Consider the following 13,279-nt stretch of genomic DNA (forward strand, 5'->3'; position numbering starts at 1 on the left):
TTTTATAATTTGAAATAGTTAAATATTTAGTGTAAACATTCAAATATCGGTCATTCTACAAGGGGGATTCTTCTTATGCAGCACTCAAACAAATCTGGAACTTTAAACCGTGGTTTAAAAGAACGACATATTACTTTAATGTCACTCGGTTCAGCTATTGGCGTTGGCCTATTTTTAGGATCCGCTTCTGCTATTAAACTAGCTGGCCCTTCTATTTTGCTAGGCTATATGATTGCCGGACTCGTTATTTTTTTCATTATGCGAGCACTTGGAGAAATGGCAATTGAACAGCCTGTTGCTGGTTCTTTTAGTAAATATGCAAATGATTATATTGGGCCACTAGCTGGCTATATTACCGGTTGGAACTATTGGTTCTTATGGGTTGTTACTTGTATGGCTGAAATTACGGCAGCAGGGATTTATATGCAGTACTGGTTCCCAGATATTCCACGCTGGACTTGGGCACTCTTAGCTCTATTATTAATGAGCGCTTTCAACTTCTTATCAGTAAAAGTATTTGGAGAACTTGAGTTTTGGTTTGCTCTCATTAAAATTGTCACAATTATCTGTATGATAGTTGTTGGAGCTGGAATTATTTTATTCGGATTCGGAAATGGTGGTATCGCTACTGGCATTTCAAACCTTTGGTCACATGGTGGCTGGTTCCCTAATGGCTTTTCTGGATTACTACTCTCCTTGCAAATGGTACTATTCGCTTATTTGGGAGTTGAACTAATCGGTGTTACTGCTGGTGAAGCTCAAAATCCGAAGAAAACACTCGCAAAAGCAATTGATAACGTATTTTGGAGAATATTAATCTTCTACGTTGGGGCATTATTCGTTATGATGGCAATTTATCCATGGAACGAACTTGGTGAGAAAGGAAGTCCATTCGTATTAACATTCGAGCAAATCGGTATCGCAAAGGCGGCTGGAATTATTAACTTTGTTGTATTAACAGCTGCACTTTCTTCTTGTAACGGCGGTTTATTTAGTACAGGCCGTATGCTATATACATTAGCACAACAAAAGAAAGCTCCTGAACGATTCGGCCGTTTAAATAAAAACGGTATCCCAAGTCAAGGAATTATAGCAACAGCAATCGTTTTACTCGTCGGCGTTATATTAAACTATCTTGTTCCTGCTAAAGTATTTACATGGCTTACTAGCATTTCAACTTTCGGGGCAATTTGGACTTGGGGCATTATTTTAGTCGCTCAAATTAAATTCCGAAAAGGATTGCAAACTGATAAAAGGGACAACCTAACATATAAAATGCCTTTACATCCATTCAGTTCATATTTCTCACTCGGTTTCCTCGGACTTGTACTAGGTATAATGGCCTATTCGGAAGATACACGAATCGCATTGATTGTTGGCCCAATTTGGCTTATCGGCTTAGCGATCGTATATTACATGAAAGGGTTTCATAAGAGTGATGAAACACCTAATTCAAAAATAAGTTAAACCTGTGATCTCTTCCTATTTACCGGAAGAGATTTTTCATTATTCACACAAATATTTATCAATCAAATTAACGCTATCTTTACACTATTTAATATTTTCCGTCTTTCTTTCCTGAACAAAATAGATTACATTATGAAAGCACATATATTTATTATTAGGGGGATTCTTCTATGAAGAATAAAAAATGGATTATATTTTCTTTAGCAGCAGCAATTACACTTAGTATAGGGAGTTCGTACATTCCATCTACTTATGCCGAAAGCTCCGTAGACCCAGCTCCTGAGATTGCTGCAAAAGTTGTAAATCAAAACAACGGGAAGAAAGTATTATTTGATAATACGCACGGTCAAACAGCAGGGACAGCTGACTGGGTTATTGATGGCGGCTTTTCTGATTTCGGAAACGGCATTGCCCAGAACGGATATCATGTAAAAGAACTTCGTAAATCAACACCTATTACATACGAAGATTTAAAAGATTACAATGTATTTATCGTTCCAGAAGCAAATATTCCTTATAAAAAATCTGAACAAGACGCAATGTTACAATACGTAAAAACTGGCGGCAGTATCTTCTTCATTGCTGATCATTATAATGCAGATCGTAATAAAAACCGTTGGGACTCCTCAGAGGTATTCAATGGATATAGACGCGGTGCATGGGAGAATCCAGCAAAAGGCATGTCTAGTGACGAAGTAAATTCACAGGCTATGCAAGGAGTCGAAAGCTCTGATTGGCTATCCGATAATTTCGGTATTCGTTTCCGCTATAATGCAATTGGTGATGTTTCAGCTAAAAACATTGTGTCACCTGAACAATCATTCGGAATTACAGAAGGCGTATCATCTGTAGCAATGCATGCTGGTTCTACTCTAGCTATTACAAATCCAAAACTAGCAAAAGGACTTGTTTATCTTCCAGAAAACCCGTCAAAATGGAATAATGCTGTTGATAGTGGTGTTTATAACGGCGGCGGTGTTGCTGAAGGCCCTTATGCTGCAATTGCAAAAGTAGGACTTGGAAAAGCTGCATTTATTGGGGATTCTTCTCCCGTTGAAGATGTATCGCCAAAATACGTTCGCGAAGACTCTGGTCAAACAAAGAAAACCTACGATGGTTATAAAGAAGAAAACGATGCTATCTTACTAGAAAACATCGTAAATTGGCTATCGAAAAAAGAGACATTTACAAGTTTAGATCAAGTAAATGGTTTACAACTTGATGCACCTACCGCTTTACAAACATTTGAACAACCAAGCTTATCAACAGAGCCACAACCAGAGCCTTGGAGTGCACCAAACGCAGGTTACCAATGGTTCAATACAAATACTTTTAAACCAGGTTCATACGGATATAAAGGTGCCGTAACAACAAACGACTATATAATTACACACCCTAACATTCTACCAAACAATGAAGTGTTCCAAATAAAGATTCAAGTAAATAACTTATTCCCAAACACAACATACAATAATTACTCTTTAGGTATATTCACTACTGGCGGAACACAAGTAGCAAAGGTTCAAAATACAAACGGCACTTGGCCATCTACTTTCGGATATAGCAGTGCATTCTCTTTCACAACAAACAGCTTAGGTTCTGCTGAGAAAATTGTAAATGTGCAAATTAATCCAAATACAACTGGACAAGCAACGCTTCGTCTACGTCAAAATACAACAGCGAAATATAGTGAAACTGTAACGATTAATAAAAAATAATGAAAAAGGCAATCCGCATATGGATTGCCTTCTTTTTACTTTTCTTCCTTTGAGAAAAACATTCTTGAAATAACGATACCTATACTACCTACAATTAAAAATAACACTGCCCTGATCATCATTGATACTTCTGGTAAGTCCAGAAGGAATAGCTTCCCTATCGTTACGACTAATACGACTAAACCAGCATACAATATTTCATTCATGTTTCTATTTCTTCCAAGCCAAACTGCAAATAATGCATATACCATCCATAATAACGATACAGGTACGCTTATTATACTTCCATCTGTAGAAAGAACTTCACCGACTCTCGTAATTGCAACGAATACAATGACCATAAACGAATAGAGTGCTATAGAATAAACATATTTTCCAAAGCTTATTAACACATCTTTCGCTTGTTTCATGCAGTAATAAAATGTACCTATTAAAATAAGGTGAGCAACACATCCAGATGAGAGGAATTGATCAAATGGGCTAAAAATCGTCTGTATCATTCCAATCGCGTAAATCGTTGCACTCACATACAATTTTATCTGTTGTTTTACTTTAATAGCAGTCATCATGCCGAGGAAACCTTGTAACAATAATACGATCGCTGCATTCACTAAACTGTATTCATATAAAATGGCTAAACTAAATGCTCCCATTGCGAAACCAAATAACAGATTTGTAAATGTAGAGTGTCTATTCTTCCTATATTCAAATACGAACATAATAGCATGCACGAGTGCACTAATGATTAATCCCCATGTTGTGAATTCTGGAATTTTTGCAATGGTTAATATAAAGAAAATGGCATTCGCACTAAATATCGCCAAGCGTGGTTCTAATATAAAACTTCTCTCCGTAAACATATGCCAAAATAATAGTAAATGAATCAAGCCATAAACAAACGTTAATTGTATTTGCAAATTCTCTACTAACATTGACATAACCGCAAAGAAAACAAAAAGGACAATCGCAGCAACAGCATAAGAAATCATATATAAATACTTATAACGATTTCTCAACGCATACCATAATAAACTAAGTGTTAATATCATCTCATATCCAAAGAAAATGTAAGAATTAGGAGTCGTACTATTTAACAAGAATGGCACGAAGAACGCCCCGACCGCTACGAAAATAGTGAGATATTCCGATTGATATCTTTTCGCTAAATAAATGCCTAAAATGACCCATGCAATATTACAAATAAATGCGACACTTGCTGGAATGAATCCATATAAATAATGTGCCGCAAACGTCGTTAAAACAATACCCGTAATACTCCCTCCAGCTAATACTAGCCCTAAAGCTTGCCGCTCTCGTTTAATTTGAACATCCCCTATATAATACAAACCGATAGATAGGGCGATACCAAACACAATTCGTATTGCTGGTGTTAATAAACCAGCATCTACCCCTGCTTTAAACAACCAAATAACCCCGAGTAACATAATACCGACAAATATGCGCGGCAACCACGTTTGGCAAAACTTAATAATATTGAATGGTTCCGGTTTAAAAGCAGATATATTTACTTGTTTTTCCTCAATTTCTTGCATGTTCTCTTTAATTGTAACTACACTTTCTTGTGATTTTTCATCCACTATCGGTTCAATATACACTTTCTTTTCCTTACGAACATGTTGCTGAGCGTTTTCTACTTCTATTTCTCTTTGTTTCGCTTTCAATTCAGAAAGTGCTTCTTGAATCGTTTCTATTGCAGTTTCGAGTGCTTCTATTTTCTTATTCAAATCCTCCTTCATACGCTCCCCCCTCATCATTCATTCGAAACCTATATATTACCAATTATCTTTATCATACTCTTAGTCTATTCATTTTCAAGACTATTTTTCCCAAAAAAAGAAAGGTGTTTTCCCGTTATGGAAAACACCTTTTACTTATTTCTTCTTATTTAGAGCAATACTAACGATGCTGCCAATACAAGCACCTATAATAGCTGGAACAATCCACCCAACACCTTCTGTATAAAAAGGAATGTATTTCAATACTGACGTCCACTGATCCATCAGTACATTTTTATTTAAAATATCAATCGCACTAAATAACGCTACGATTCCAATCGTTACCGAATATACATATACATACTTTCCGATATACTTATGGAATAACCCTAAAATAATAAGGGTTAGTGCAACCGGATAAATAAATCCGAGAATTGGTACTGATACTTTTAAAATTTGCGTTAATCCTAAGTTAGCTAAAACCATACTAATAAAACTTAATATAAACGCCCAAACTTTATAAGATACTTTCGGAAATACACTAGCGAAAAATTGACTACAGGACGTAACGAGTCCAATCGAAACACATAAACACGCAATAGTAAAAATAAGACCTAATAAAACTACCCCGCCTTGTCCAAATAATGCCGTCATAACTTGTGCTAACACTTGCGCACCGTTATCAAATGTACCTAACGAGCCACTAATTGAACCAACATATCCGAGGACGACATAAATAATAGATAGTAATAGTCCTGCCCCGATTCCAGCAATACTCATATATTTCGCTAAACCTTTATCATCTTCAACACCTTTTGCACGTAGAGCATTTGCAATAACAATCCCAAAGATTAAAGCTGCTAGCGCATCCATCGTTAAATATCCATCTAAAAACCCTTGGAACATAGGCGCTTGTCCATAGTTTCCAGCAGGCTCTTTCAAACTGCCTACTGATGTAAACATACTTTTTATAAATATAATGGCGATCATACATAATAATAAAGGTGTTAAAACCTTTCCAAACAAGCCCATTAATTTAGATGGGGATAAACTTAACCAATAAACAATACTAAAGAAAATAACCGTGTAAAACAATAATACAATGCCTCCCGCTTCTGGGAGCAACTGCCCTGGACCCATTTCAAATGCTAAACTTCCTGCACGTGGTATACCAAGACCAGGTCCAATAAACAAGTACACAATACACGGAAAAATAATTGCAAATGAAGGATGAACTCTCCCCGCTAACGTTTGAAAACTTCCCGCTTTCGCAATAGCAATAACACCTAATATTGGAAGACCTGTTGCTGATATAATAAAACCTAACAGTGCAATCCATACATGTTCTCCTGCTTCATATCCAAGGAAAGGCGGAAATATAAGATTCCCTGCTCCAAAGAACATAGAGAATAACATAAGACTAATAAGTAAAATTTCTTTTTTCTGTAACAATTTCATTTCTTTCTCCTTCTTCAATTTCATCACGCATGAAATCTATTCCACACATAGGAAAAACGCGATAATCCGCTTCCTTACAAAGAAAACATAGTCCATAGTCTATCACAAAAGAATCACCCATTCTATAGCTATACCCCTTTTCCAATTTCTTCTGAAAAATCGACCTTTATTGACTTTTAATAGTTAATAAAGTAAACTATTAAATATACAAAACTATTCACTTTGTTTTTGTTTGTGTCAGGAGGAAAATTACATGGAATCAGCGATACAACTAGAAAAAGAACAACAAAGAAAAAAGAAACATCCTCCAGGTTTATACTTACTCTTCTTTACAGAAATGTGGGAAAGATTTAGTTACTATGGATTAAGAGGATTATTAACATTATATTTAACGACAGCTTTAGTAAGCGGTGGTCTTGGGTTTAGTCCAGCATGGGCACTCTCCATTTATGGATTTTATACTGGAGCCTGTTATTTCACCCCGTTAATTGGTGGATACTTAACAGACCGCTTCCTAGGTAAAAGAAAGGCTATCACAATTGGTGGTATAACAATGGCAATCGGTAACCTTACACTATTTGCCATGCAAAACCAAATCGGCCTATACCTCGGATTAGCGCTTATTATTATCGGTAACGGATTCTTCAAACCGAATATCTCTACACTTGTTGGAGAATTATATGAAGAACATGATCCAAAACGTGATAGTGCATTTACCATTTTCTATATGGGTATTAACGTCGGTTCATTTTTAGCTCCACTCGTTTGCGGATTTTTATCAGAAAATTTATTCAAAACAACAGTAGATGGCGTTGTTCATTACGGATTCCGTTATGGTTTCTTAGCGGCTTCAATCGGAATGATTATTGGACAAATTTTATTTACAACTCTATCTAATCGCTTCCTTGGTGAGATCGGTAAAAAACCAGCTCGCGATTTACAAACGACAGATGGACAACAAACAGTAGGAAATACACCGTTAACAAAAAAAGAAAAACAACGTACCGCAGTTATCGTCATTTTAACATGTTTCGTTGTCTTCTTCTGGGCTGGCTTTGAACAAGCTGGTAGTTCGTTAACATTATATACAAACAAATTTGTAGACCGCTCTGTGTTCGGATGGGAAGTCCCAACCTCTTGGTTCCAATCGGTCAATCCGTTATTTATTATTTTACTTGCCCCAGCCATTTCAGCATTATGGGCAAAACTTGCAACTAGAAAAAATGGGGACTTAAAAATCCCAACAAAAATGGGACTTGGTATGATCCTACTCGGTATCGGTTATATCATTCTCGTTATCGCTACATTAAAAACAGGTAGTGATGAACATAACATTACAGAAAAAGCAAACCTACTATTTATCGTCTTTACGTATCTTTTCCATACGTTAGGTGAGCTATTCTTATCACCTGTTGGACTATCAATGGTTAGTGCACTTGCTCCAGTAAAACTTGCTTCTTTATTAATGGGAGTATGGCTAGCAAGCTCAGGAATTGCCAACATTTTAGGCGGACAACTTGCGAGCTTTACAACTTCACTTGGATATTCTGAAGTATTTACAGTAATCGGCGCTGCTGCGATCGTTTTAGGTTGTGTTTTATTATTAATTTCTAAGAGATTAGTGAAATGGATGGAATAAAAAAAGATGAGGAATTTCTCCTCATCTTTTTTATGCTTTCTTACCTTTTTCTATAGATTGCTCATACAGCTCTTTATGTTCTTTATATTCACTTGGAACGAAATTCTTATAGAAGAATGAAAGCCAGCTGTCTCCCTTTTTGTATCCTTCTTCCCGAATTTCCGTTGCCTTTTTATTTGATTTAAATCCTTCAATAAACCATTTCTTTAATGATTCATTCTTTTCATACTTAGCAGGAACTTTCAAATCATAGTTTTCAAATGCATACTTATAGCCAGCCTTTTCTGCTGCCTTTTTTGTAGACTTATAGCCTTTTTCATACGCGGTTTCATATGATTTCACGTATGCATCTTTATCACTATTCCCAGGTTTCTTTTCTGCTAACTCTTTACCAGCCTTTTCCCCTAGTTCAGCTTGCTCTTTTTCAATTTTTTCCGTTCTTTCTTTATTTCCTACTTTGAATCCCTCTTCAAAGTTTGATTTAAACTCTGGGGCAACTTGACTATCGTCCATTACCTCTTGTGCTAACCCCTGCTCTTTCCCTTTTTCAAAATGCGTTTTTTTCTGCTCTTCTAAAGACCATGCCGCAGCATAAGCAGTTGTAAATGCTTGTTTATATGTATCCGATTTTCCAGCTACATGTGCTTCTGCAGCATTTTTTCCAGCTTTAAAATCAGTTTCTCCATTTTTTTGGCCTTCAAGTTGACCTTTTTCCATATCAGCTTGGCGCTTAGCTTCTTCTTGCTTACGTGCCTCTTCTGCTTTTCTTTGTTCCTCAGCTACACGTTGTCTCTCTTCTTCAGCTTTACGCTGCGCTTCTGCAGTACGCTGCCTCTCTTCCTCTGCTTTACGCTGTGCTTCTGCAGCACGTTGTTTTTCAACCTCAGCATTGCGCTGTGCTTCTGCTTGTCTTTCAGCTTCTACAGCGCCATTATTATTTTGGCTAGGTGCAGGACTCGTTGCACCACTACTAGAAGCTGGTTTATTATGATAATGATATTCCCCGTACTGTAATCCCCATTTCTCACAATTTGTACGACACGTATGTCCACCATTAGCATCTGTACGCCCTGGATGCGCATAAGCTGCAATTGGAGCTACCAATAACGCTATACTTGTTGTTAAAAGAAGTTTCTTCACCTGTTGTTTCACTCTTGTTCCTCCCAAAATCTAGAATTCTAACTTTATTATACATAAATAGAAAAATACTTAAATACCAACTAAAATATTCTATTATTTCTCAACATTAGTAAAAAAGAAGGTCAACTCTTTAAAGAGTTGACCTTCTTTTTTATTTCTTCGCCTTCGTCCCTACTAAATCACCCGTAACAACATAACGCTTAGAATTATCCTTCACAGATACACATGTAATAAGCGTTATCTCATCTTTCCCATGATCTTCTACAACTTCCCATTTATCAGGAGTTACTTCAGATATGCCAGTAACCGCATACTCATATTCATTTTCATTATCATACAAATAAATTTTATCGCCCTTTTTCAAAGATGCTATATCGCTAAATAAAACACCTTTTTTAGACATGTTATGTCCTGCTAGTGCGTAATTCCCTTTTCCCATTACTTGATTTTCTTTTACTGTTGCTGCACCTGACAATAGGTTCTTCTCAGTAGAAGATTTTAAAACGGGAAGTTCTATTGAAACACTTGGAATCGAAATACGACCGATTACTTGTTTCTTATCTAACGATGCATTCGCTACTTCTGCTAAGTCTGGCTGATTAATTTTTGAAGCATCTACAAATTCCGTCTCATGCTTTTCATAATCCATCTTTTGAACAGCCTGTACATTTTCAGTCTGTTTCTTTTCAGCCTGATATCCATCATAAAATGGCTTTCCAATTAAAAAACCACCTACAACAAATAAAAGGATTGCTACTATACTATAAATTCTTTGCTTATTCATATACAATTCCTTTCCCTTACAAAATCTTACTCTATATAAAATGATAAGATAATATTGCTATATGTACAAGTGTAAGCTAAAAAGAAACCTTCTTGCCGGTGCAAGAAGGTTTCTTTTTAAGCTAATTTATTTCTGTATAGTGATACGTGGAATACTGTCATTTGAATAAAGAATATAGAAAATATAATATACAACGGGTAGCCTGGAAGATATTCATTGGTAATAGGAGAAAGAGTTAAAAATCCAACTGCACAAGGTAACACGTACCATAATGAAACAAAAGTTGTTCGACAAGCTTTCTCCGTAATTGCTTTTTCACGCTCATCTTCTAGCGGAAATAATAATGGATACATCCAGAAGGATAAATTTTTGTATTTTTTCTTTTGAATTCTATAAAAAATTGTAACTATAGTTGCTCCAATAAATAATAAAATGAATGGTACTCCATTAAACCATACTTCAAATGGGAACTTCTCGTTTTTAATTATATCTGCTAGCTCTGTAGTAACACCATACAGTTCAACAAATGTCCAGCATGCTAACGCAGTATAAAGCACGTTTACAATATAAGAAAAAGCAATTCTATTCATCCTCTTCCCCCTCCTTATTTAAAACAAACACATCTTCCATCTTTAACTGGAATACATCACAAATCGTAAGTGCTAATAACAAAGAAGGAACGTAATCCCCTTTTTCAATTGCAGCAATTGTTTGTCTCGTCACTCCAACCTTTTCCGCTAATACACTTTGCGAAAAATTAAAGCGTGCTCTTAATTCTTTTACCCTATTTAAAATGGTCAAATTTACCACCTCTCACCCTCATTGTATGCTACCCTTAACAAAATGTAAACTCAACTTAACATATTTCTTGTAAAAAAATCCAACTTTACGTATTGTAAAGTTGGATCATGTTTTAGTTTAAAATTGTAACTTTAACTGTTCTTCTACCCCAAGCATTAGCTGTCGCTGAATCCGGCATTAATAAATCAATAATATGACCTTTAATTGCACTACCAGTATCTCCAGCAATCGCTGTTCCATATCCTTCTACATATACAGTAGAACCTAACGGTATAACAGCTGGATCTACAGCAATTAATTTCATATTTGGATTTGCAGTCAAATTATGTCCCAGCTTAGACTTTACAGTTTCACCTGGTTTATAGCCATTTTCAGATGGATCAGCTGTATAAGCAGTTGCTGTTACATAAAATTCTTTTCCACCTTGAGCTGGTTTCGTGTCTGGCTTAGACTCTGATGCTGTATTTTTTGCTGCAGGCTCTGCTGGCTTAGCAGCTGCTTCTGCTTTCGCTTTCGCTAAAGCTTCTTGTTCAGCCTTTGCTGCTGCTTCTGCTTTTGCACGCTCTTCCGCTGCAATTCTTGCTGCTTCTTGTTCACGAGCAATCGTTTCTTGTACTGTCTTCATATTCGATTCAATTTTAGCTTTCTCTTCTGCTGCTAAATTGATTTCGCTTGCAAGCTGATTATATTTCGCTTGAACTGTTTGTAAGTTATCTTGACGTTTTTTCAAGTTATCTTGCAAATCAGCTTGTGCTTTTGCTAATTTTTGCTTATCTACTACTAAAGATGCTTCTTTTTCGTCAATCGCTTTTTTATCTTCTTCAATTTGACGAAGATCTTGTTCTTGTAGACGTAAAATTTCTTTATCTGCATCTAGAATTGTAGATACTGCATTCATACGTTGTATGAAATCAGCAAAGTTTTTTGATTCTACAACAACTTCTACTACTAAACTCGTATTTGAGCTATTTTGAACAGAAACCATACGTTTTTTCATAATATCCTTACGAGCAAGGACTTTATCTTCTAAAACGATAATATCTGCTTTTTTTTGTTCAATCTGCTTATGTGTTTCATCGATTTTACGTTGAATAGCAGCTTGATCCTCTTTATTTTTTGCAATTGTATTATTTAAATTATGTAGTTCGTTTTCGATACCTTGAATTTCTTTAGTAACAGCTTGCTTCTCTTGCTCTTTCTTCTGCATATCTGCATCGTTTTGCTGCAATTGCTGTTGCATGTTGTTAAGTTTCTCGTCGTTTGACTCTGCTTTTACAGCGACTGTACTAGAAAGACCAATAATTCCTGCTAATACTAGACTACTGATTCGCTTAAAATAGTTCATAATCCGACTCCCTTCTTATACAGTTATACATGATTTATTTTACAGTTTGTTTACAATACGATTAAATACAGTTTATTTTTCATGACAAAAAAAAGGGAATTATGAATAAAATGTAATAGATTCTTAAATATTTAACAATTCCTATATTTAAAAATTACAAAAGATGCTAAAATCCAAATATAGAGAAAATATAACTTCTAAAGGCGGTTGAAATAAACACATGTTTACTCAAAAGAAATCACTCCAACATAAAATTGATCAATTAGAAGATCGTATACAAGAATTAGAAGCGGAATTAAAACAAAAAGATATTGAGAACCAAGAAACTATTTCTTCTATCCACAACCGTGTACAACGCGTTGTTCAAGAACATAAACTTGTAAATAACCAACACAATACACTCCAAAATTTAGTTCAGCAATTGAGCTCATGTTTCGAAAATGTTTCAGCACGTACAACACATTCCAATGAATTAAATAATGAAATGTTACAGAAAGAACAAAGCTTAATCCAATCTATTGAAGAAATTATTGACTGCTCTAATGAAGGAAAAGAATCCGTTCACCGTTTACTTATTGTAATTAATAAATTAGGTGAACAATCCCAGCGCACGTCTAATAGTATGAATCATTTAAGCGAACGCTCAAAAGAAATCGAGCAAATTGTTGAAGTAATTCAAAACATTGCAGCACAAACAAATTTACTTGCGTTAAATGCAAGTATTGAAGCCGCACGTGCTGGAGAGCATGGTAAAGGATTCGCTGTTGTTGCCAATGAAGTAAGAAAACTAGCGGAAAGTACAGCAGAAAGTACAAAAAACATCGGTAACTTAACGAAAAAAATTCAAGAAGAAATTGAAAAAGCATATGACAACACAAAAGATAATTTACATTTAGTCGATGAAGGTGTAGAAATGAGTGCCGATACAAACGCTAGAATTGAAAATATTTTAATCATGATTCAAACGTTACAAAATGGTGCTACAAATGTTATTAAAGCTATCGAAAACCAAAAATCTTGTAATGATGATATATTACGAGAATTCGCTAATACACAACAAATGTTCCAAAAATTAAACACTACTATTATGAATCATATTCATGATGCTGAAAAAGTCGACTCTCAATTGGCTCAAACTATTCAAAAAACGGTAGTTTCTAATTAATAATAAAAAACCCTTATCTGCCCATA

The 13,279-nt window shown here is 35.5% G+C and carries 11 protein-coding genes and 1 pseudogene; 4 read left to right on the top strand and 8 right to left on the bottom strand.

Features of this window, described 5'->3' with window-relative positions:
- The first annotated feature begins 75 nt into the window (after positions 1 to 75).
- Together COC96_RS07490 and COC96_RS07495 are read left to right on the top strand one after the other, a co-directional pair.
- Entirely contained in the window at positions 76 to 1,467 is a 1,392-nt protein-coding gene (locus COC96_RS07490; RefSeq protein WP_098768606.1) for an amino acid permease, read from the top strand.
- A 170-nt stretch (positions 1,468 to 1,637) separates the two neighbouring features.
- Positions 1,638 to 3,185: a DNA-binding protein gene (locus COC96_RS07495; protein ID WP_098768607.1), complete on the top strand. Its 1,548-nt coding sequence runs from the start codon at positions 1,638 to 1,640 to the stop codon at positions 3,183 to 3,185.
- Positions 3,186 to 3,220: 35 nt separating this feature from the next.
- On the opposite strand, the gene COC96_RS07500 is transcribed toward COC96_RS07495, so the two are convergent.
- From COC96_RS07500 to COC96_RS27490, 3 genes are all read right to left on the bottom strand, one after another.
- Positions 3,221 to 4,942 (bottom strand): DUF2339 domain-containing protein, encoded by a 1,722-nt coding sequence (locus tag COC96_RS07500; RefSeq protein WP_098269198.1) that lies wholly within the window; start codon positions 4,940 to 4,942, stop codon positions 3,221 to 3,223.
- A 135-nt stretch (positions 4,943 to 5,077) separates the two neighbouring features.
- The gene (brnQ1, locus tag COC96_RS07505; protein ID WP_088232569.1) at positions 5,078 to 6,379 is read right to left on the bottom strand and encodes a branched-chain amino acid transport system II carrier protein BrnQ1; all 1,302 of its coding nucleotides are present in this window, start codon (positions 6,377 to 6,379) and stop codon (positions 5,078 to 5,080) included.
- Positions 6,342 to 6,500: a hypothetical protein gene (locus COC96_RS27490; RefSeq protein ID WP_170952783.1), complete on the bottom strand. Its 159-nt coding sequence runs from the start codon at positions 6,498 to 6,500 to the stop codon at positions 6,342 to 6,344. Before COC96_RS27490 ends, brnQ1 begins: the two co-directional genes overlap by 38 nt.
- A gap of 132 nt (positions 6,501 to 6,632) precedes the next feature.
- Between COC96_RS27490 and COC96_RS07510 the strand changes: the two genes are divergently transcribed.
- Positions 6,633 to 8,018 (top strand): peptide MFS transporter, encoded by a 1,386-nt coding sequence (locus tag COC96_RS07510; RefSeq protein WP_098269199.1) that lies wholly within the window; start codon positions 6,633 to 6,635, stop codon positions 8,016 to 8,018.
- Between the two features lie 30 nt (positions 8,019 to 8,048).
- Here COC96_RS07510 and COC96_RS07515 read toward each other — a convergent pair whose 3' ends face one another.
- From COC96_RS07515 to COC96_RS07535, 5 genes are all read right to left on the bottom strand, one after another.
- Positions 8,049 to 9,170: a YHYH domain-containing protein gene (locus COC96_RS07515; protein WP_098269200.1), complete on the bottom strand. Its 1,122-nt coding sequence runs from the start codon at positions 9,168 to 9,170 to the stop codon at positions 8,049 to 8,051.
- A gap of 139 nt (positions 9,171 to 9,309) precedes the next feature.
- Positions 9,310 to 9,942, bottom strand: coding sequence for a class A sortase (locus COC96_RS07520; protein ID WP_098768608.1), 633 nt, complete (start codon positions 9,940 to 9,942; stop codon positions 9,310 to 9,312).
- Between the two features lie 116 nt (positions 9,943 to 10,058).
- The gene (locus COC96_RS07525; RefSeq protein WP_088232566.1) at positions 10,059 to 10,532 is read right to left on the bottom strand and encodes a DUF2178 domain-containing protein; all 474 of its coding nucleotides are present in this window, start codon (positions 10,530 to 10,532) and stop codon (positions 10,059 to 10,061) included.
- Positions 10,525 to 10,743, bottom strand: coding sequence for a helix-turn-helix transcriptional regulator (locus COC96_RS07530; protein WP_000154011.1), 219 nt, complete (start codon positions 10,741 to 10,743; stop codon positions 10,525 to 10,527). Before COC96_RS07530 ends, COC96_RS07525 begins: the two co-directional genes overlap by 8 nt.
- Before the next feature lie 112 nt (positions 10,744 to 10,855).
- On the bottom strand, positions 10,856 to 12,088 hold the full coding sequence (locus COC96_RS07535) for a 3D domain-containing protein (protein ID WP_098768609.1): 1,233 nt from the start codon (positions 12,086 to 12,088) through the stop codon (positions 10,856 to 10,858).
- 631 nt (positions 12,089 to 12,719) lie between these two features.
- Between COC96_RS07535 and COC96_RS28470 the strand changes: the two are divergent.
- Positions 12,720 to 13,253, top strand: a pseudogene (locus COC96_RS28470) (methyl-accepting chemotaxis protein); the annotation flags it as partial.
- Positions 13,254 to 13,279 lie beyond the last annotated feature (26 nt).

This window comes from Bacillus cereus, assembly GCF_002577405.1.
Lineage (GTDB): Bacteria > Bacillota > Bacilli > Bacillales > Bacillaceae_G > Bacillus_A > Bacillus_A cereus_AU.

Coding starts and splice junctions, on each gene's coding strand:
- COC96_RS07495 (WP_098768607.1), top strand. CDS start 1,638: ATGAAGAATAAAAAATGGATTATATTTTCTTTAGCAGCAGCAATTACA.
- COC96_RS07490 (WP_098768606.1), top strand. CDS start 76: ATGCAGCACTCAAACAAATCTGGAACTTTAAACCGTGGTTTAAAAGAA.
- COC96_RS07510 (WP_098269199.1), top strand. CDS start 6,633: ATGGAATCAGCGATACAACTAGAAAAAGAACAACAAAGAAAAAAGAAA.
- COC96_RS07500 (WP_098269198.1), bottom strand. CDS start 4,942: ATGAAGGAGGATTTGAATAAGAAAATAGAAGCACTCGAAACTGCAATA.
- COC96_RS07525 (WP_088232566.1), bottom strand. CDS start 10,532: ATGAATAGAATTGCTTTTTCTTATATTGTAAACGTGCTTTATACTGCG.
- brnQ1 (WP_088232569.1), bottom strand. CDS start 6,379: ATGAAATTGTTACAGAAAAAAGAAATTTTACTTATTAGTCTTATGTTA.
- COC96_RS07520 (WP_098768608.1), bottom strand. CDS start 9,942: ATGAATAAGCAAAGAATTTATAGTATAGTAGCAATCCTTTTATTTGTT.
- COC96_RS07535 (WP_098768609.1), bottom strand. CDS start 12,088: ATGAACTATTTTAAGCGAATCAGTAGTCTAGTATTAGCAGGAATTATT.
- COC96_RS27490 (WP_170952783.1), bottom strand. CDS start 6,500: ATGGGTGATTCTTTTGTGATAGACTATGGACTATGTTTTCTTTGTAAG.